Here is an 18,330-nt window from a genome sequence, read left to right on the forward strand (position 1 = left end):
TCGAATGGACCGATTGACGGCGAACTCTCGACCGCGTAAGAACCTCACGGGTCAGTCTTACTCCTCATTTGCCACCAGGCGGCGAACTCGGGATCTGCGAGTGGAATGTCCCCGACGCCGATCTGGTTTCGGGGCCAGTCCGCGGCATTCTGCTCGAGCGGCGATTGCGAATGCACGGCCCCGTACCACAACCGGTGGCGGCGTTGGACGAACAGCCACCGACCGGCCACCTGCTCGTAGGTGTCCTCGTACCTAATCAACTGCTCGAGAAAGCCGTCGGTTCGTTCCTGGGCATAACAATGTGCCCACACCTGCCCCCGCGCACGGACGTCATCGACGAACTCCACCAAATGGTTCGCCACCAGAATCACAGCGAACAGACTTCCGCTCATGCGGTCGGCCATCATTCGACGCAGCCCGTCCGGACCGTCGCCGTAGGAGCCGAACCGTGCACTGGGTGAGAAGAGTTCGGCCATGGCGTCAACGTCGCGTGCTTCGACTGCCGCAGCGTATCTGTATGGCAATTCCCGAATCTCGTTAAGAGACAGCAGTTTCGCCAGCCTTCGATCGCAATCGGGCGCGGGCATGTCAGCCTCCGGTGACATTGATGTCTTGGCCGGTCATTGCCGAAGCGGCCTCTGACGCCAACCACATGGACACCTCGGCGACCTCGTCAGGCTGCACCAATCGGTTCAGCTTGTTCATTCCTGCCAACCGTCGGCGCACTACGCTGGGATCCACTCTCTCGGCCGCGGCCCGTCGCCCGACGTAGGTGTCGAACAACTGACCGGCAACGCTCCCGATGATCAGACAGTTGACTCGAATGCCGCTGGAGCCCAACTCCATTGCCATCGTCTGTGACAACGCGGACAAGCCCAGCTTAGCGGCCGCGTAGTGCGCCTTTTTCGCTTGAACATTCCTCGCGGCTGCCGAGGACATGAACTGAATATTGCCCCGGCCCGCAGGCAGCATCGCTTGGTTCAGCGCCTCGCGGGACAGCACCATGGGCGCCACCAAATTCGTTGCGAGCACATCGTTCCAGTTGGCGACGGACGCCTCGTGGACCGCCTCGTCAGTGCCCGGAGTGGCCGCATTGTTGATCAGCACATCCAGACGACCCCAGCGGCCGATGACGTCGGCAATCAGGCCTCTGCACGAGTCCTCGTCACGGATATCTGCGACATGAACCGACGCGCCGCCCCCCTCGTCTTCGATGTTTTCCGCGGTGATCGCAAGCTCGTCGGCGCGTCGCGCTACCAGCGCTACATGGGCACCACAGCGCGCATATCGCCGCGCGAGCACCCGCCCAATGCCCCCGCTGGCACCGGTGACCACGACCACCTGCCCGGAAAAGTCGGCACTCACCTCGGCTACCCGTCCAACAGCATCTTGGCCGTAGGAGTACCGGCCGGGAACGCCTCGGTGATACCGGCACTGAGATATCCGGAGTCCGTCACTATCGTGATGCCATTGACGACGCTGGCGGCGTCGCTGCACAAGAACAGGAGGGGGTAGGCCTGTTCCATCGGCGTGGCGGCCCCGACTCCGACCTCCGCGCGGTAATCAGCGCCAAAATCCAACCACAGCTCCGCGTTGGCCTGAGCCAACGGAGTGTCCGTCGGTCCTGGGCAGATCGCGTTGATCCGGATGCCGTCAGCGATGAAGCCCATGGCCTCTCTGGCCACGTAGGCACAGACCGCTTGCTTGGTGAACATGTAATGGGCACAACCGTTGTCGACGGCCCATGCCGTCGCCTTATCGAAGTCGACGATGTTCAAGAACTCTGTGATCTGGTCCAGATTCGATCGCCATGCGAGGCCAGCAGCCGAGGAGATGAAGCCTACTGAACTGCCCCGCGCCAGCATGCCTTTGGCGCGCAATTGGTCGATCAGATAGCGGTGCCCGATGAAGTTGATTCGCTCGATGCCAGCGCCGTCCGCCACTCCGGCACATGCAAAGAGCGCGTGTACAGTACCTCCGCACTCTTCAACGGCAGTGTCGATACTCGTCGCGTCGGCTAGGTTGACCTCGATAGCCGTCGTTCCAGGGATGTCGACCGGTGCGTAATCCATGACAACCACCTCTGCGCCTGCATCGAGGGCGAGTTGTGCTGTGGCATTACCCATTCCAGTGGCACCACCGACGACGAGCACGCGCTTGTCGCGATATGAGAACGCCTCGAACAGCGTCATGACATTTCCTTCAGTTGCTCCACCAACGACACGGCTGCAACGACGCGATCACCGAACTCCTCGATGGCGTCGATTGCATGATTCAAGCTGTCGCCGGGCACGCTCACCTGTAGGGCCGTGACGCCCAACCGTGCCAATCGACCCACCTCGGATAAGTACGCGTCGGCGTTGAACGCCGCCGTTCCCGGTGTTCCTGGCAATCCGTTGAAGGTGATATCGATGCTCGCGAAGTCCCTTGCGGCGGAGTCACATCTGCGTCGTAAATCTTCGATCCCTGCGACAAGGCCATCCTGGGCATCCATGGTCGCCGTCTTGGTCACCTTGGCCAGCGTGTCTGCAGCGGCGAACGGACACCAGCCATCGCCATATGCCACGACACGCCGGCGCGCAGCCACGGTGTTTCCGCCAACCCAAATCGGTGGACAGACTGTCGGTTGTGGGTATGCGGTGATCTCCCGTCCTTCGTAATGCGCCCCGACGAAATTCACACAATCGTTGGTCCATATCTCACGGATCAGTTCCAACGACTCGTCGACGAGCAGTGCACGTTGGTCGTAATCCACTCCCAATGCGGCGAATTCGCCCTTGAGGTATCCGACACCAGCAGCAAGCGTGAACCGCCCGCCGGACAGGACGTCTAGCGTCGCACCGGCCTTGGCGACTAGGAATGGATTGCGGTATGGCAGAACGACGAGATTCGGAATCAGCCGAAGCTTCGACGTCACTGCCGCTGCGTAGCCCATCGCGACGAAGGGATCCAGAGCGTCGTGACCGCCCGACTCCAGCCAACGCCGCGTTGGAGCGGGATGATCGGTAAAGCCGAATCCCGCAAAACCGGCCCGTTCCGCTGAAGCGGCGACCGCCGCGATCCCCGCGCCCGTGACCAGTTCCGGATTGTAAGGATGCGTATGCATAGGGTGAGTCAGGATGAAACGCATGTCATTCTCCTAGGCTGCCAAAGTCAGCGGTGAGGTCAACGGCCCTCGAAGCGCGGTTCCCGCTTCTCGCTGAAGGCCTCCACCCCTTCGGCGACATCGGCAGTGCCGGCCACCTGCTCGACCAAGAGCGCTTCAGTGACGAACGCCGATGCTCGGTCGACATCAAGAGCCTGATTGAGCATCATCTTCGCTGCGGCCAACGCCCGGGTCGGCCCGCTCGCCAGTCGTTGCGCCCATTCGGATACGACGCGGTGTAACTGCTCGTGGTCGGCGACAACCTCATTGACGAGGCCGATCCGTTGGGCTTCAGTGGCCGACAACTCCTCACCGAACAAGACCATCCTCTTGGCCACGTTGAACGGCACCTTCCGGGTCAAGAGGTACGCAGCGCCGCCGTCGGGCGCGAGACCCCTACGGACGAACAGCTCGATGATCTTCGCGGATTCCACCGCCACGATGAGGTCACATGCGAGAACCATGCTGGCGCCGACCCCTGCCGCGACACCGTTGAGCGCACAGACCACCGGCTTGTCGCAATCCAGCAGCGCGGCGACCACCGCCTGAGATCCGGTACGCAGGATTCTGGCCGCATCACCGGCGATCCGGTCTTGGCTCGGCCGCATATTCGGGTCGCGCAGGTTCGGGCCTGTGCAGAAATGCCGTTCACCGGTTGCGGTGAAAACGACGGCCCGAATTTCAGGATCCGCGGACGCCGAGGCCAGACTGTCGATCAACTCACGTTGCATCGCACGAGTGACGGAATTGCCGACGTCGGGGCGATCGAGCACCAACCACCGCACACCGGCCTCCGACCGGACCGTGAGTCCTGTGGTCACAGCTCTAAGGGAACGCTGGCCGGACCGCGCACCGAGTTCGTATGGACATAAGCAACCTCAGCCTCATTGACCTCCCAGGTCGCGAATCGCTTGAGCGTCTCCTCGATCGCGACACGCGCCTCTAAGCGCGCGAGCGCGGCGCCGAGGCAGAAGTGCGAGCCGTGTCCGAAACTGATGTGTCGGATTCCGGTGCGCGTCACGTCGAAGGTGTCGGGGTTTGAGTACTGACGCTCATCGCGTCCGGCCGATCCGGTCAGCAGCGCGACCTTGGATCCCGCAGGGATGACGGTGTCGTGATAGCTGGTGTCACGCAGCGAATATCGGCCCTGAATCGGCGACGGCGCGTCATAGCGAAGCAGTTCCTCGACCGCACCGCCGATGAGTCCGGGATCCTCCACCAATTTCGCACGCTGCTCCGGATTGCGCGCGAGCGTCAGCGCCGCCCAACCGAGCAAGCGTGCGACGGTCTCGTTGCCTGCCACATTGACCATCGCGATGAACACGAGCAGCTCGCCGTCGTCGAGCCGGCGCGGGTCGACGTCGGGCATGACGAGGTCGGAGTCCATGAGATCGCTGACGATGTCGGCGGTGCGATTCTGCCGTCGCAGTTCAATCTGCTGCCGGTAATACTCGAACAACTTCGCCGAGGCCTCGTCGCCAGCCGCATTGCGTTCCGACTCGCCCTCGTCGCGATGGACCTGCGCGTCGGACCACTCACGGAGATTGTCGTGATCCTCCTCGGGAAACCCAAGCAGCGAACTGATCACCATCACCGGCAGTTTGGCCGAGAAGTCGCGGACATAGTCGAATCCGTCGGCGCCCACGTACTGATCCAAATAACCGCGGCACAACTCGCGCACGTAGTCCTCTAGCTTGGCGATCCTGCTCCGGAAGAATGTGCGGTTGACCATCTTGCGCAGCGAAGTGTGATCCGGAGGATCCATCATGATCATCGCCTTGGGCGATCCCCACGGATCGTCGGTAATCATGTCCAGGGTGATGCCGTGCTCAGAGGAGAACGCCTCTGTGTCGAGCGATGCCGTCATGACATCGTCGAACCGGCTCAGCGCGTAGAAGTCGTACTCCGGGTTGTAGTAGACCGGCGCTTCATCCCGCATCCGCTTCCACACCGAGTACGGTTCGGCGTGCAGGCTGCGGTCAAAAGGGTCCCAGCGCAGGTCCGTCGTCGTCATCGGCACCGTCCTCTCAAGTAGAACACTATTACATAATATGTTTAATTGCACTACCATCAGAGCGCCCGGAACGACGCCGTCGAGGAGGACATAGCAGGTGGAAACGCGGGAGTTAGACCACGTCGTGTACGAAAAGGACGGGCCGATCGCGCGCATCATCCTCAACAACCCAGAGCGCGCCAACGCGCAGACCTCTGAGATGGTGCACAGCGTCAACACTGCACTTGATGATGCGCAATACGACTACGACATCAAGGTGGTCATCATCAAGGCCAACGGCAAAGGATTCTGCTCGGGCCACGTACCCGACGGCAGCTATCCGGAGTTCAAAGCCGAACTGGAGGCCGCCGGCAAGGTCTGGCGTTCGGCCGCTCAGCTGTTTCTGTGGCCGGTGCTCAAGTTGTGGGAGTTTCCGAAACCGGTGATCTCGCAAGTACATGGGTACGCCATCGGCGGTGGGACGACTTGGGCGCTCATCCCTGAAATCACTGTGTGCAGCGACGACGCCTGGTTCCAGATGCCGTTGGTGCCCGGATTCGGATTGCCAGGATCGGAGACGATGTTCGAGCCCTGGGTGTTCATGAATTACAAGCGCGCCGCGGAGTATCTGTACACCGCGCAGAAGATCTCTGCGGAGGAGGCGCTTGAATTCGGTTTGGTCAACCGCGTTGTACCGCGTGACCAGTTGGAGGCTGAGGTGGAGGAACTCGCGGCCAAGATCGCCAAGGCACCGCTGATCACGTTGCAGGCAACCAAGGCCGGCATCCTGCGCGCATGGGAGAACATGGGCTTCCGCACCCATCAACAGGCCAGCAATGACCTGCAAGCGGTGGTCACTGGGTCCAAGGAGTTCCAGAACTACATGGTGGAGCTGATGAAAAAGGCCGCTAAGCCGTCGGACCGGGTCTGACCGTGCCGCTGAATCCGATCGTCCGATTCGGAGGTGGGCCCAGGATCGACGTGCTGCGTGAGGAGCTCCGCGACTGGCTGGCCGCGAATCTGCCTGACGAATTCCGGCGTACCGCAGCCAATCCCGACTACTGGCCGCGGGAGGGTCACGAACGTGCCGTCGAGTTCTGCCAGGCGCTGCATGAACGCGGCTGGTTCGTTCCGCATTGGCCCGCGCAGTTCGAGGGCGGCGGACTGGGGATCGTCGAGCAGGTGGTGATCCGCGAGGAACTCGCCTACGCCGGTGCGCCGGTGGTCAACACCAACGGCGTGAACATGTTGGCACCAGTGCTGTTCCGGTTCGGCACGCCTGAGCAGCAAGCCGAACACCTACCCAAAATTGCGCGCTCCGAACGCATGTGGGCCCAGGGCTACTCCGAGCCCGAAGCGGGTTCCGATCTCGCCGCCTTGCGTATGACCGCGCAACGGGACGGCGATGAATACATACTCAACGGGCAGAAGACCTGGACCAGTAACGGTGTGCTCGCCGACTGGATCTTCGTACTCGCCCGGACCACGCCACTTGGGGAGAAACGACAGGCGGGCATCTCGTTCTTCCTCGTCGACCTCAACTCGCCTGGTGTCACCCGTCGGCCCATTCGCTCGATGACCGGTTATCCCACGTTCGCGGAGGAATTCTTCGACGGGGTGCGCGTGCCAGCGGCCAATTTGGTCGGCGCGGAAGGTGATGGCTGGAAAGTCGCCAAGGCCCTGCTGATCGCCGAACGCTCCAATGTGACCCGTGCCGCCCAGGCGCAGCGCTACTTGGACGAACTGGTGGACTGGTGCCACGCTCAACGAGGCTCCTCGCATGATCCGCTGGCCGACCCGGTCAGCAGGCTCGCACTGGCGCATGCGGTGGAGCGCGTCGAGGTCGGCCGCGCGCTGTCCTACCGTGTTGCCCATCAGCAGGCCGCAGGTGCCCTCGATCCCGCGCTCCCCTCACTGTCGAAGCTCTATCACTCCGAACTGACCGCGGAACTGCGTCAGTTGGGCGCCACCTTGCTCGGCCCAGCCGGTGCGCTGATGCCCGGTGACCCCGATGCCGTTCTGCACGGGCACTTTTCAGAGGGGCTGCTGCTCTCGCTGCTGCACACCATCGGTGGTGGCACGAGCGAGATTCAGCGGGATCTCATCTCGACCACTGGCCTCGGGCTGCCTCGCTAGCCGAGCGCTGCTGCGCGACCGTGGCCACCGCCAACTCCAGCGGGTGGAACGCGGCCAGTTGGGCGGCCTCCGCCGCGGCGATCAGTCGCTTCGTCAGCTCCACCGCACCCTGATCGCTGTCGGCAAGCGAACGAGCGATCGCGACGGCGTCATCGACCGCGGCACCGGGTTCGGCTAGGTCGGTGACCAGTCCCAGTCGATGCGCATCTTCGGCAGGCAAGCGGTTGCCGCGCAACAACAGCGACGAGGCGCGATGCCTGCCGAGCTGCTGGGTGAGCCGCCACGCCAGCCCGCCGTCGGGGACCACCGCACGCGTGACGAACGGCGCCGAAAAGAACGCATCGCGCGCGGCCACCATCAGATCGCAGGACAGGGCCAGGCTCCAGCCGAGGCCAATCGCGGCCCCCTCGACCGCGGCAACCGTGGGGACGCCGACCGATCGGAGTTCCTCCATGACCCGCTGCGCGTGTTCCACTCTGCCCGCCGGCCCCATCGGACCGGTGCCGTGCGCTGGCCCTGTCTTCAAATCCCCACCGGCACTGAAGAATCCCTGCGTACCGGCGATGACGACACCTCGGGCGCCAGACGTAGACGCCAGCGCGGAGGACAGCTCAGACCAGGATTCGTACCGCAGCGAGTTGCGCTGCGCGGGGCGGTTCAACCAGATGACCGCGATCCCGTTGCGGTCCTCGGCAAGGATCAACGGGTCCGGATTCGCCCCGTGTATGCCGGTCATGATCTGTCGAGAAACTTGTCTATCGCAGCGCGGTGCTCGGGTGTGGTGAAACACTCCGTCTCGGCCGAGATTCCGTATTCGAGAATCGCGGTGACTGCCCGCTCGGCGTGCAGGTTCAGCGTTCGCTTGGTGTCCTGCACCGCGCGTGCCGGTAGCGCGGCCAGCCGGTGAGCGAGTGCTAGACCCTCGGCCTTGATGTCGTCATGCGGCACCACACGGTTCGCCAGCCCGAGTTCCACCGCCTTGTCCGCTTTGATGCGCTCGCCGAGCAACAGATACTCCTTGGCCTTCAGCAGGCTCATCAAGAGTGGCCACAACACCGAACCGCCGTCGCCGGCCACCAGGCCGCTTGCGACATGGGTGTCCGCGAAGAACGACCGGTCCGACATCAGCACGATGTCGCACAGCACCGCGATGCTGCATCCGAATCCGACCGCGGGCCCGTTGACCGCCGCCACGATCGGCAGCGGGAAGTCGATCATGTCCCGCACAATCCGCCGCGCGTCACGCATCCCCTCACGACGCGTCACGGGATTCTCCACGTGGGTGTGCAGCCACTCGACGAGATCGCCTCCTGCGGAGAAGAAATCGCCGGTGCCCGTCAACAGCACTGCCCTGGCTTCAGGGTCCTCCCCAAGAGCAGTCCACAGTCGTGCGAACGCGCCGTGCATCCGGTTGTTCGCGGCGTTGGCGTTGCCGGGATTGTTCAGGGTGACGATCCGGACGGCACCGTCGTTGGCGACGAGGATCTCGTCGCATCCCGTGAGCTCTGATGTGCCGGTGGGGAATTCGGTCATCGGAGTGCGCCCGCAAGTCGCTCGCTGATGATCGCCTCGGCGTCAGCCACGATTCGTGAGACCAGTTGGCCGGCAGTGGGGATATCGTCAATCAAACCCATCGCCGTTCCGATCCACCATATACCGGCGTCCAGATCACCTGTCTCGTACACCTTGACGCCGCGCTTACCCGAGACCAGATGTGCAATGTCTTCGAATTGACCACCCTGGTTGAGAATTTCGACGACCTCGCGCGAAACTGCGTTGCTCGCCACCCGACCGGTGTTTCGCAACGTCCGGAAGATCAACTCCGTGCCCAGTTCGGTCCCCGACACGATCGCATCCTTGACCCTCTGGTGGATGGGCGATTCCACGGTGCACATGAACCGCGACCCCATGTTGATACCGTCAGCGCCCAATGCCAGCGCCGCCACCAGTCCCCTCCCGTCGGCGAACCCGCCGGATGCGATCATCGGGATCTCGATCTCCTTTGTGGCCGCGGGTATCAGGACCAGGCCCGGAATGTCGTCTTCGCCGGGGTGACCCGCACATTCGAAACCGTCGATGCTGATGCCATCAACACCGAGATTTTGGGCCTTGACCGCATGCCGCACGGAGGTGCACTTGTGCAACACCTTGATGCCGTTGTCGTGGAAAATCGGCAGATGCGGACCCGGATTCGAACCGGCCGTCTCCACGATCTTGATCCCGGCATCCACGATCACCTGTCGGTACTCGTCGTAGGGCGGCGGATCAATCGTGGGCAGGATGGTGAGGTTGACCCCGAACGGCTTGTCGGTGAGATCGCGTGCACGGGCTATCTCGTTCGCAAGGTCCGCAGGCGTCGGCTGAGTCAGCGCGGTGATGAGTCCCAGACCGCCCGCGTCCGATACCGCGGCGGCCAGCTCCGCGCGGCCAACCCACTGCATACCGCCCTGCACGATCGGGTGTTCGATGCCGAAAGCTTCGGTGAACCTGGTGGAGATCAACTGATTTCGGTCCCTTCATGCTGCGGTGGGGTCGGCATCCATGCCGGTCGACGAGTAGCGACGAAAGCGTCACGGTTAGCGCCGGCCGGCCAGTCCGGCGGACGCTTCTGCAAGAAAGCAGTGAAGGCTTCGATCTGTTCTGCGGTTCCCATCGACGACCAGTAGCCCGATACGTCGACAGGAGGGAGTGCGCGCGACATTTCCCTCTTCATCGCCGCGCGGGCCGCGGGTCCGGTGTTGCGCACCCGGTCGAGCAGCCTGGCAGTCTCCTCGAGCAGCGACTCGTGCGGGACCACCTTGCCGACCAGCCCAAGCCGCTCCGCCTCGTCGGCGTCCACCCAATCGTTCCCGTAAATCAAATGATTGCCACGCAGGGTGCCAACCCGTTGTGGAATTCGTGCGGCAATGAAGGCCTCGTAGACCCCGCGGGTCAAGTCGGGCACGCGCAGCCTCGCTTTGTCGGAGGCGATCACCAGATCCGCGTAGAGAGTCATCACCAGTCCACCACCGAGCGCGAGTCCGTTGACAGCGCACACGACGATCTTCGGAATCTTTCCAAGCGTCTCGAACGGGGTGGCGTCATACGCTTCGGTGAATGAATCCCACCGTCGGTCGGGGTTGCCGACAGCGTTCATGTCGCCGCCGGCGCAGAAGGCATCCCCGGTGCCCGTCAGGACGAGAAAGCTCAGCTCGGGTTCGTCCGCGACGATCATCGCCGCCCGCTTGATTCCGTGATACCCGTCAGCGGTCAGCGCGTTGCGCTTCTCCGGCCGATTGATCGTGACCGTGAGCGTGTCACCGTCGATATCCCCCGAAAGCTCTTCTGCGCCCAGATCGACCCAGCGTGGCAGGGCGGTCACGAGATGACGGCGATGAGTTCGCCGACCTCATAGGTACCGCCTTCATCGACCTTCCACGACACTGTGCCGGTCGCCGGGGACTCGATGTCCATCTCGACCTTGTCGGTGGAGATCGAGTACAGCGGCTCTCCTTCGGAGACCGAGCCGCCCTCTTCGTGGAAGAACTCGGTGATCTCGGCTTCGGTGATGGCGTCACCCGGCTTGGGCATCCGCACTTCTGTCACGAAATCCTCCTGATCGCTTCGATCAGCTGGTCTGCGCCCGGGCGGCAGGCGGCTTCCAGCGTGGATGCCCGTGGTATCGGCGTGTACGTCCCTGCCACACGTTGGATCGGCGAGCTGAGCACACCGAAGAGTTCGTTACCGACCGCCGCGGCGATCTCGGCGCCTGGACCACAGAACCCGACCGATTCGTGGGCGACCACCAACCGAGTGGTCTTACGGACCGACTTCAGAACGGTCTCCAGGTCGAGCGGTACCAGTGTGCGTAAATCCACGACCTCGACCGAAACCCCTTCGGCGGCCGTCGTTTCGGCTGCCTCCAGCGCCGCGTGCACCATGACGCCATACGTGACGATGGTGACGTCAGATCCCTGACGCTTGACGTCGGCCTGGCCCAGTGGGATCACGTAGTCGGCCACCGGTACGGGACCCTTGCCGCCGCCGTAGTAGAGCTTCATGGATTCGACGAATAAGCAGGGGTCATTGTCGGAAAGACATGCTTTCAGCAAGCCCGCGGCATCAGCGGCGGTACTCGGCCAGACGACTTTCAGCCCAGGTGTGTGCATCGCCCACGCTTCGAACGCCTGCGAATGTTGGGGCCCGGCAGCCATTCCCACCATCGTCCGGATCACCAGCGGCGCACCTTTGCGACCACCGGACATGTATCGCACCTTGGCCGCGTGGTTGGCGATCTGGTCCATCGCGACGCCGAGGAAGTCCATGAACATCAGCTCGGCCACCGGGCGCAGGCCGCCCAACGAGGCACCTATCGCCGCGCCCACGATCGCGGATTCGGCGATCGGGGTGTCGAGCACGCGCCCCTCGCCGTACTTCTCGGAGAGGCCGGCGGTTACTTTGAACATGCCGCCGCCGGACGGGTCGCCGATGTCCTCGCCGAGCAAAACGATCGAGTCGTCGGCGGCCATCGCTCGGTCGAGTGTCCTGTTGATCGCCTGCACGAGACCCATTTCCTCGGTCTCGCCGCCCGGCAGGACGGCATGCACCTGGCCGGGTTCAGCAAGCTCCGACCCGTTGCAAGAGAACACATCTCGGGTGAGTTCGTCGATGTCAGGTTGATCTGAAGCAGCAGCGGCGATGAAGGCTGCATCGAGTTCTGCGATCAGCTCGGAGTCAATGGCGTCGAGTTCTGCTTCGGTTGCGGTCCCGTCGGCGATCAGCCGAGCACGGTATCGGGCGAACGGTGGGTCCGCGCGCCTGGCCGCCAGTTCGTCCTGGTCGGCGTAAGCCATCGCGTCGCCGAAATAATGGCCCTGCAGCCGGTAGGCCGTTGCCTCGACGAACGTCGGGCCCGCTCCGGCGCGGGCTCGATCGGCCGCTGCCGAAACCGCGTCGTAGACCGATTGTGGATCAGTGCCGTCCACGGTGACACCGGGCATTCCATAACCCAGGGCGCGGTCGGAGAGCCGGGCCGCGCGTGTGTAACGGTCGTAAGCGGTGCCCTCGGCCCATGCGTTGTTCTGGCAGAAGAAGATCACCGGCAGCGCCCAGACCGCGGCCATGTTCATCGCCTCGTGGACATAGCCGATGCTGGTGGCGCCGTCGCCGAAGCTGACGAGTACGACCTGTCCGGTCTCGCGGCGCGCAGCGGCCAAGGCGATGCCATTGGCGATCAGCGGGCCGGCGCCGACGATGCCGGTGGTCCACGCGATTCCGTGTGCGGGGTCGTAGATCCCCATCGCTCCTGCTTTGCCCTTCGACAATCCGTCGCGGCGTCCGAGAATCTCGGCGAAATAGCCCTTGAGATCGATGCCCTTGGCCAATACGTCACCGAGCCCACGGTAGGTGGTGACCAGCTGGTCTCCGTCGGACAACGCGAGCATCGCGCCTGCCGACATTGCCTCCTGGCCGTCCACCGGCCAGTAGCTCATCGCCGCCTCGCCGGAGGACAACGCCTTGCGCACGCGCTTGTCACCGTGCTGGACCTTGCTCATCAATCGATAGAACGCGACCGCGAGCTCTTGGCTCTGCGCCGAGGTCTCAGTGCCTGTTTGAGCGGTCATCACACTCCTTGCCGGGTCGGCGAGAATTCTACAATATGACGAATTGTGTTCAATCGTGCAGTTAGATGGCAGCCTGCATCTGCGCGGCGAACAGCATCCGATCGAAATAGCAGCGCTCCAGGATCAGACCGTCGCCGCGGAAGATGAACACGTTGATGCTGAGCATGTCCACCGCGGTACCAGGACGCGTCGTCCTGGTCTCCACGACCAAACCGTCTGCAGAGTGGAAAATGGCTTCGGCCGAGTAATGCAGCCGAGGCAGCTCATCCCACTGACGCAGAATCATCTGACGGACCTGCTCGTCCCCGTCGAAGACCATGCCGGTCGGGACGATTTCATAACGCGGATGCGTGAACGTCGCCATGATCGCTTCGAGATCGCGGTCGTTCTCGCCCGCGACATGTCGTAGGACAAGCTGTTCACGCCGTCGCTGGAGTTCGACGTCTGGCAGGGACACGACTCACCTGCACTCGAACGTCGGCAGATTACGCCCATCCGGCAGCGGCACCCACGCGACGTCGACCTCGTCCCCCACCTGCGGCGGGGCACCGAACACATTCGACATGATTCGCGCACCCTCATCCAAGTCGACGAGCACGACCGAATAGGGCACCTTGTCGGCGAGCGCAGCCAGCGCTGGACGATGGTGCACGCTGACCGCGTAGACGACGCCACGGCCGGACAACGATTCCCAGACCAGCTCGCCGCCACCGCAATGCGGGCATACAAAGCGCGGATACCAGACCATTCGTCGGCAATTCACGCACCGCTGCATTGTCAGCGTCCTGTTCTTGGTCGCGTCCCAATACGGCGCCGACACCGCGCTCGGCTCTGGCACTGGAATGGCGGGAACGTCTTCGCTCACAGCGTTGCCTCCGTTCCGAGGATCACCGTTGATGTCGCCGACAGCACGCCACCGGTCCCGTGCGCCACGGCGACATCTGCGTCCACTTGTCGGTCGCCGCATTCGCCGCGCAGTTGGCGGACAGCCTCGACTAGCAGGAATGCGCCGAAGGCGCCGGGATGCGTGTAGGCCAGTCCACCACCCGTGGTCTGGCCGGGTAGCGCGCCTCCGGGGGCCAGCACACCGTCACCGGCGAACGGGCCGCCCTCCCCCTTGGCGCAGAAGCCGAGATCCTCGAGGGCCAACAGCACTGTGACGGTGAACGAGTCGTACAGCTGCACGACGTCGACCTCTCCCGGGGTCAGTCCGGCTTGAGTAAACGCCGCTGGTCCCGACAACGCCCCTGGAGTGATCGTCAGATCAGGCATCTGCGAGATCATCGTGTGCGATGCGGCAGAGGCCGCCCCCAACACATATGCGGGGGGTTTGGCCAGGTCGCGCGCTCGCGCGGCCGACGTGACCACGATCGCGCCGGCCCCATCGGTGACCAGGCAGCACTCCAACTTGTGCATCGGTTCAGCGAGGAAGCCTGAATTCAGCACATCATCCACGCTGATCTCATCCTGGAGATGCGCGCGCGGATTGAGCGCAGCCCACTTGCGAGTGTCGACTGCAATCTGCGCGAGTTGTTCTGCGGTGGTCCCGAATTGGGCCATGTGCCGATTCGCGGCCAGCGCATAGGCACTGATCGGCAGCATCACCCCGAAGGGCGTTTCCCATTCGAGGCGTTCGGGTGTGGCGAACACACCCATCCCCTTTTCCCCTCGTCTACGCGCGGCGCGCGGCGTCGATGCGTAGACGATCACTACTGTTTCGGCGAGTCCCGCCGCGATCGCGGCCGCCGCGTGCTCGACGTAGAGCCCGTAACTGGCACCGCCGGTCTGCGTCGCATCGGTGTAACGCGGTGTGATTCCCAGATATTCGGCGAGTTCTACCGAGTGCATCAACGTGCCGCCCGTGCAGGAACACAGGCCGTCGACGTCCTTGAGCGTCAGTCCAGCGTCGGCCAGTGCCGCCCGGACGACGCGCGCCTCGAGATGGCGCAGTGACACATCGATGACGCCGTCGGGCGATACCTCATCGGCGGCGCCGACGATGGCCGCCGCACCACGAATGATCGTCACTGCGTCAGGCCGGGGCTGCTGCGAGCTCGGTCGCCGCCGGAATCACCTCTTGAGAGAAGAGCTTCATCGACTCATAGACCTTGGCGCGGTCCATGGCGCCACCTCGCGACATCCGCAACATGATGTTGCGCCAGCCCATATCGATGACGGTCTGCATTTTGGTGATGATGCGTTCGGGGTCACCCATCAAAGTGAGGTGCGAGTTGAGCACCTGCTCGTAGCTCTGCTTGTCGTGCTTTTCGAACCAATCCGAGTAGGCCTTGTAATCGGCTGGGATCTCACCGCCGCGCTCGAACGGATTCGAGTATTTGAGATGAGTCTCGATGGAGAGCTCCACGCTTTCCCGCGGATAGGTGCGCGCGAATCCGTCATCGGTGTGGCAGAACGCATTGAGCAGCGCCCAGACGTTCTCGGTGGCGGCGTCGAGACCCTTCTTTGCCTGGATCTCCAAGTAGATGTCCAGCGCACCCTGCAGGTCCGGGTCGACTGTGTAGGGGTTGCCGATGATCGCGCCAAAACCTTTGTCCGCTAACCATTCGAAGCTCGAGGGTGTTTTCATCACGGTGCCCCACACCGGAACGGGGTGTTGAACTGGACGCGGATAGATGGTCACGTCCTCGAGTTGGAAGTACTTGCCCTCGTAACTCACATTCTCCTGGGTGAGCAGAAGATTCACGATGTCGACGCATTCTTGGTAACGACTCGTCGCCTCATCCATCGAAATGCCGAAGCCCTGGAACTCGTGGGCCTGGTATCCACGGCCGAAGCCGGCGTCGAACCGCCCGCCGGACACAACATCGACCATCGCGATGCGCTCGGCGAGCTGGATCGGATTGTGAAAAGGGCTGACCATACACGCTGTACCGATACGGATCCGGTCGGTCTGCGCGGCGATCGCCGCCGCAACCAACGGGAGGTCGGCCAGCATGCCGTAGGGCGAGAAGTGGTGCTCGGCCAGCCAGACCTCGTCGTATCCCAGTTCCTCGGCCCAGCGCGCCTCCTCCAGCACGTTGGCGAAGACCTGCTGGTCCGAAAGGTGATTGGGCTTGTCGCCGAGGATGAACACGCCGAACTTCATTGCGATCGCTCCTAGAAACTAGTTGCAGTTACTGCGACTATATTGCACGATTGAACATATATCGTCAATGCGTTCAGTTCGATCATCGGGAGGTTGCGTTGAGCCTCGACGCAAATGCAGTGGGCACCAAGCTCGATTCGACGACGTTCGCGTGGACGGAAGCCGACACCATCCTTTATGCACTCGGAGTAGGGGCCCGGCCGCCGGACGAGCTGACCCTCCTCGACGAACGGCGCGGTCCCGCGGTGCTGCCGACCTTCGCCCTGCTGGCGAACTGGTGGGCGGTCAAGGATCTGCGCAGCGTCCTCGATCTTGGTTCCTTTCCCATCGTGCACGGCGGACAGTCGTTGTCGGTGTCTCGTCCGCTGCAACCCCGCGGTGAGGTGGCGGTGACCGGAGAAGTCACCGCGGTGTGGGACAAAGGCAAACACGCCGCGGTCGAGGTCACGACCCGCGGCAGCGACGCCGATGGCGAACTCTTCGTCGCGGTGGGACAGACCATGGTGCTCGGAGGCGGCGGATTCGGCGGAGACCGCGGCCCCGCGTCCGCAGAGGAGCCCACCGGGCCGTCGGAAGTCACCATCACCGACGAGGTGCGGCCGGAACAAGCCGCCATATACCGGCTCAGCGGTGACCGCAACCCGCTGCACATCGATCCCGCTGCCGCAAAGAAATCGGGCTTCGACGATGTATTTCTGCACGGCCTGTGCACGTTCGGTTTTTCCGCGCGCGCTTTGATCAACGGTATTGGCGGGGGGGATCCCGCGGCGCTTCAGTCGATCAGCTGTCGATTCGCCAAACCGGTGATGCTCGACGCGCCGTTGAGAACAGAAATCTGGCGGTGCGGCACCAAATTTCAGTTCCGCACCAGTCAGGGTTCGGTCGTAGCCCTGTCGGCAGGCACCGCGACCTTGCGAGGATGAGGCTCATGGATCAACGACGGATGCGCGGCCAACGCAACCGGGAGGCGCTAATCGCCGCAGCGGTCGAACTCTTCGAGACGCGCGGCTACGACGCCACCACTGTCGACCAGATCGCTGCTGTCGCAGGCGTCGCGCCGCGGACGTACTTCCACCATTTCGCGACCAAAGATGACATCCTCTTCGACGGATACGCCGAAAGACTCAACGAGGCCGCCCGGCGATTTCGAAATTCCCGCTCGACCACACTGTGGGGTGCCCTGGCCGAGGCATCGGCCGCCGTCGCCGAAGCGATCACCACGCAGCCCGAGATCTTCGTGGTGCGGGCCCGGCTGTACGCGAGCCATCCCGCGTTGCGCGCGACGCGACTGCGGATCAACGATGACTGGATCGACCAGATGACCCTCGAGGTTGGGCGGTGGCTGGATACCGACGCCGACTCGGATTTGCGGCCCCGCTTGGCGGCCACCGTTGTCAACGGAGCCAATCGCGCCGCCATCGACACCTGGGTGGCCGGCGATGGACGTGGCGATCTGGTGGCCACGATGAGCCAGGCGGTCGTCTTGCTCCAACCGTCCATCGATCGTATTGAGCGGCTTGTCAAGGAAGATCGGCGTAGTCGTGTCGGATGACCGGGGATTGGCGGTGGTGACCGGCGGCGCCCGAGGAATTGGCGAGGCGATCGTCGATGAGCTTGTCGAGGCCGGCTACCGGGTGGCTGTGGTCGATGTGAACGCCAAAGCGCTGGCCAAGACCGCCGACAGAGATACCGTCCGCTCCGGCCAGATCATTCCGGTCGAGTTGTCCGTTACCGACCGCGATGCGGTGGAACACGAACTCGGCGCGCTCGCGGCCTCTCACGGCGCGATTCGGGCGCTGGTCAACAACGCGGGGATGACATTGCCGGCAACGTTTCTCGACCAGACAGACGAAGACTGGGACCGAATAATCGGGGTCAACCTCACCGGTACCTTCATCATGGCGCAGGTCTGCGCGCGCCAGATGGTCGAGCAGAAATCCGGCGCGATCATAAACATCAGTTCGGTATCCGCGCACGGTGTCCGTACCGGGCCGGCTGCGTACGCCGCGGCCAAAGCCGGTGTTGAGGGCCTTTCCAGGCTGATGGCCGTGCAACTCGGTCCGCTTGGGGTGCGCGTCAACACGGTGGTGGTCGGGACCACCGCCACACCATGGTTGCTATCGCGAAAGAGCGATGCCGAGCTGGAAATCATGCGTGCCACCACATTGACCGGATCCATCGGTGAGCCCGCCGACATCGCCAAGACGGTCGCATTCCTGTGTTCCCCGTCAGCCAAGCACATCACCGGTCAAATGATCTCGGTGTCCGGAGGGCAATGGATGCCATGACAGGGATTCATTGTACGATGAGACATCCATTGCTAATCTGTTCAGCCCCATCGAGGTGG

General features: G+C 63.2%; 21 protein-coding genes. 5 read left to right on the plus strand and 16 right to left on the minus strand.

Annotation, left to right across the window (positions count from 1 at the left end):
* Window positions 1-44: 44 nt before the first annotated feature.
* From ACIA48_RS10465 to ACIA48_RS10490, 6 genes are read right to left on the minus strand one after another with little or no spacing between them, the layout of a single operon-like run.
* Window positions 45-605 carry a nuclear transport factor 2 family protein gene (locus ACIA48_RS10465; protein ID WP_396730403.1) on the minus strand — a complete coding sequence of 187 codons (561 nt, stop codon included), beginning with the start codon at window positions 603-605 and terminating at the stop codon, window positions 45-47.
* Window positions 589-1,365: an SDR family NAD(P)-dependent oxidoreductase gene (locus ACIA48_RS10470; protein WP_396730405.1), complete on the minus strand. Its 777-nt coding sequence runs from the start codon at window positions 1,363-1,365 to the stop codon at window positions 589-591. Before ACIA48_RS10470 ends, ACIA48_RS10465 begins: the two co-directional genes overlap by 17 nt.
* Window positions 1,366-1,370: 5 nt before the next feature.
* Window positions 1,371-2,192: an SDR family oxidoreductase gene (locus tag ACIA48_RS10475; RefSeq protein ID WP_396730407.1), complete on the minus strand. Its 822-nt coding sequence runs from the start codon at window positions 2,190-2,192 to the stop codon at window positions 1,371-1,373.
* Window positions 2,189-3,130 carry an LLM class F420-dependent oxidoreductase gene (locus ACIA48_RS10480; RefSeq protein WP_396730409.1) on the minus strand — a complete coding sequence of 314 codons (942 nt, stop codon included), beginning with the start codon at window positions 3,128-3,130 and terminating at the stop codon, window positions 2,189-2,191. Before ACIA48_RS10480 ends, ACIA48_RS10475 begins: the two co-directional genes overlap by 4 nt.
* A gap of 35 nt (window positions 3,131-3,165) precedes the next feature.
* The gene (locus ACIA48_RS10485) at window positions 3,166-3,966 is read right to left on the minus strand and encodes an enoyl-CoA hydratase/isomerase family protein (protein ID WP_396730411.1); all 801 of its coding nucleotides are present in this window, start codon (window positions 3,964-3,966) and stop codon (window positions 3,166-3,168) included.
* Entirely contained in the window at window positions 3,963-5,159 is a 1,197-nt protein-coding gene (locus tag ACIA48_RS10490; protein WP_396730413.1) for a cytochrome P450, read from the minus strand. The genes ACIA48_RS10485 and ACIA48_RS10490 overlap by 4 nt, the downstream gene beginning before the upstream one ends.
* Before the next feature lie 97 nt (window positions 5,160-5,256).
* Here ACIA48_RS10490 and ACIA48_RS10495 point away from each other — a divergent pair, with 97 nt between their 5' ends.
* Complete coding sequence (locus ACIA48_RS10495) at window positions 5,257-6,069, plus strand: enoyl-CoA hydratase/isomerase family protein (RefSeq protein WP_396730415.1); 813 nt, start codon at window positions 5,257-5,259, stop codon at window positions 6,067-6,069.
* Window positions 6,070-6,071: 2 nt separating this feature from the next.
* Window positions 6,072-7,274, plus strand: a complete 1,203-nt coding sequence (locus tag ACIA48_RS10500; RefSeq protein ID WP_396730417.1) for an acyl-CoA dehydrogenase family protein — start codon at window positions 6,072-6,074, stop codon at window positions 7,272-7,274.
* Here the strand turns inward: ACIA48_RS10500 and ACIA48_RS10505 are convergent.
* The 10 genes from ACIA48_RS10505 to ACIA48_RS10550 form a co-directional block, all read right to left on the minus strand.
* A complete protein-coding gene (locus ACIA48_RS10505) occupies window positions 7,240-8,010 on the minus strand; it encodes an enoyl-CoA hydratase/isomerase family protein (protein ID WP_396730419.1) in 771 nt (256 codons plus the stop codon). The two genes, ACIA48_RS10500 and ACIA48_RS10505, sit on opposite strands and share 35 nt — an antisense overlap.
* Entirely contained in the window at window positions 8,007-8,807 is an 801-nt protein-coding gene (locus tag ACIA48_RS10510) for an enoyl-CoA hydratase/isomerase family protein (RefSeq protein ID WP_396730421.1), read from the minus strand. Before ACIA48_RS10510 ends, ACIA48_RS10505 begins: the two co-directional genes overlap by 4 nt.
* Window positions 8,804-9,775, minus strand: a complete 972-nt coding sequence (locus ACIA48_RS10515) for an NAD(P)H-dependent flavin oxidoreductase (protein WP_396730423.1) — start codon at window positions 9,773-9,775, stop codon at window positions 8,804-8,806. Before ACIA48_RS10515 ends, ACIA48_RS10510 begins: the two co-directional genes overlap by 4 nt.
* On the minus strand, window positions 9,772-10,635 hold the full coding sequence (locus ACIA48_RS10520) for an enoyl-CoA hydratase/isomerase family protein (RefSeq protein ID WP_396730425.1): 864 nt from the start codon (window positions 10,633-10,635) through the stop codon (window positions 9,772-9,774). The genes ACIA48_RS10515 and ACIA48_RS10520 overlap by 4 nt, the downstream gene beginning before the upstream one ends.
* Window positions 10,632-10,859 (minus strand): biotin/lipoyl-containing protein, encoded by a 228-nt coding sequence (locus tag ACIA48_RS10525; protein WP_396730427.1) that lies wholly within the window; start codon window positions 10,857-10,859, stop codon window positions 10,632-10,634. Before ACIA48_RS10525 ends, ACIA48_RS10520 begins: the two co-directional genes overlap by 4 nt.
* Window positions 10,856-12,877 (minus strand): pyruvate dehydrogenase complex E1 component subunit beta, encoded by a 2,022-nt coding sequence (locus ACIA48_RS10530; RefSeq protein ID WP_396730429.1) that lies wholly within the window; start codon window positions 12,875-12,877, stop codon window positions 10,856-10,858. The genes ACIA48_RS10525 and ACIA48_RS10530 overlap by 4 nt, the downstream gene beginning before the upstream one ends.
* A gap of 61 nt (window positions 12,878-12,938) precedes the next feature.
* On the minus strand, window positions 12,939-13,334 hold the full coding sequence (locus ACIA48_RS10535; protein WP_396730431.1) for a nuclear transport factor 2 family protein: 396 nt from the start codon (window positions 13,332-13,334) through the stop codon (window positions 12,939-12,941).
* A 3-nt stretch (window positions 13,335-13,337) separates the two neighbouring features.
* Entirely contained in the window at window positions 13,338-13,742 is a 405-nt protein-coding gene (locus tag ACIA48_RS10540; protein WP_396730433.1) for a Zn-ribbon domain-containing OB-fold protein, read from the minus strand.
* The gene (locus ACIA48_RS10545; protein WP_396730435.1) at window positions 13,739-14,905 is read right to left on the minus strand and encodes an acetyl-CoA acetyltransferase; all 1,167 of its coding nucleotides are present in this window, start codon (window positions 14,903-14,905) and stop codon (window positions 13,739-13,741) included. The genes ACIA48_RS10540 and ACIA48_RS10545 overlap by 4 nt, the downstream gene beginning before the upstream one ends.
* Before the next feature lie 4 nt (window positions 14,906-14,909).
* The gene (locus ACIA48_RS10550) at window positions 14,910-15,983 is read right to left on the minus strand and encodes an LLM class flavin-dependent oxidoreductase (RefSeq protein ID WP_396730437.1); all 1,074 of its coding nucleotides are present in this window, start codon (window positions 15,981-15,983) and stop codon (window positions 14,910-14,912) included.
* Between the two features lie 98 nt (window positions 15,984-16,081).
* Between ACIA48_RS10550 and ACIA48_RS10555 the strand changes: the two genes are divergently transcribed.
* The 3 genes from ACIA48_RS10555 to ACIA48_RS10565 are packed head-to-tail and all read left to right on the plus strand — an operon-like array spanning window position 16,082 to window position 18,271.
* Window positions 16,082-16,906, plus strand: coding sequence for a MaoC/PaaZ C-terminal domain-containing protein (locus ACIA48_RS10555; RefSeq protein WP_396730439.1), 825 nt, complete (start codon window positions 16,082-16,084; stop codon window positions 16,904-16,906).
* Between the two features lie 5 nt (window positions 16,907-16,911).
* Complete coding sequence (locus ACIA48_RS10560; protein ID WP_396730441.1) at window positions 16,912-17,535, plus strand: TetR/AcrR family transcriptional regulator; 624 nt, start codon at window positions 16,912-16,914, stop codon at window positions 17,533-17,535.
* Window positions 17,525-18,271 (plus strand): SDR family NAD(P)-dependent oxidoreductase, encoded by a 747-nt coding sequence (locus ACIA48_RS10565; protein WP_396730443.1) that lies wholly within the window; start codon window positions 17,525-17,527, stop codon window positions 18,269-18,271. Before ACIA48_RS10560 ends, ACIA48_RS10565 begins: the two co-directional genes overlap by 11 nt.
* Window positions 18,272-18,330 lie beyond the last annotated feature (59 nt).

The organism is Mycobacterium sp. NPDC051804, from assembly GCF_044452905.1.
GTDB lineage: Bacteria > Actinomycetota > Actinomycetes > Mycobacteriales > Mycobacteriaceae > Mycobacterium.

What these genes read in the sequence shown, in the direction of transcription:
- ACIA48_RS10505 (WP_396730419.1), bottom strand. Translation starts at nt 8,010, where the DNA reads ATGACCGGCATACACGGGGCGAATCCGGACCCGTTGATCCTTGCCGAG.
- ACIA48_RS10550 (WP_396730437.1), bottom strand. Translation starts at nt 15,983, where the DNA reads ATGAAGTTCGGCGTGTTCATCCTCGGCGACAAGCCCAATCACCTTTCG.
- ACIA48_RS10510 (WP_396730421.1), bottom strand. Translation starts at nt 8,807, where the DNA reads ATGACCGAATTCCCCACCGGCACATCAGAGCTCACGGGATGCGACGAG.
- ACIA48_RS10480 (WP_396730409.1), bottom strand. Translation starts at nt 3,130, where the DNA reads ATGCGTTTCATCCTGACTCACCCTATGCATACGCATCCTTACAATCCG.
- ACIA48_RS10560 (WP_396730441.1), top strand. Translation starts at nt 16,912, where the DNA reads ATGGATCAACGACGGATGCGCGGCCAACGCAACCGGGAGGCGCTAATC.
- ACIA48_RS10475 (WP_396730407.1), bottom strand. Translation starts at nt 2,192, where the DNA reads ATGACGCTGTTCGAGGCGTTCTCATATCGCGACAAGCGCGTGCTCGTC.
- ACIA48_RS10530 (WP_396730429.1), bottom strand. Translation starts at nt 12,877, where the DNA reads ATGACCGCTCAAACAGGCACTGAGACCTCGGCGCAGAGCCAAGAGCTC.
- ACIA48_RS10490 (WP_396730413.1), bottom strand. Translation starts at nt 5,159, where the DNA reads ATGACGACGACGGACCTGCGCTGGGACCCTTTTGACCGCAGCCTGCAC.
- ACIA48_RS10465 (WP_396730403.1), bottom strand. Translation starts at nt 605, where the DNA reads ATGTCACCGGAGGCTGACATGCCCGCGCCCGATTGCGATCGAAGGCTG.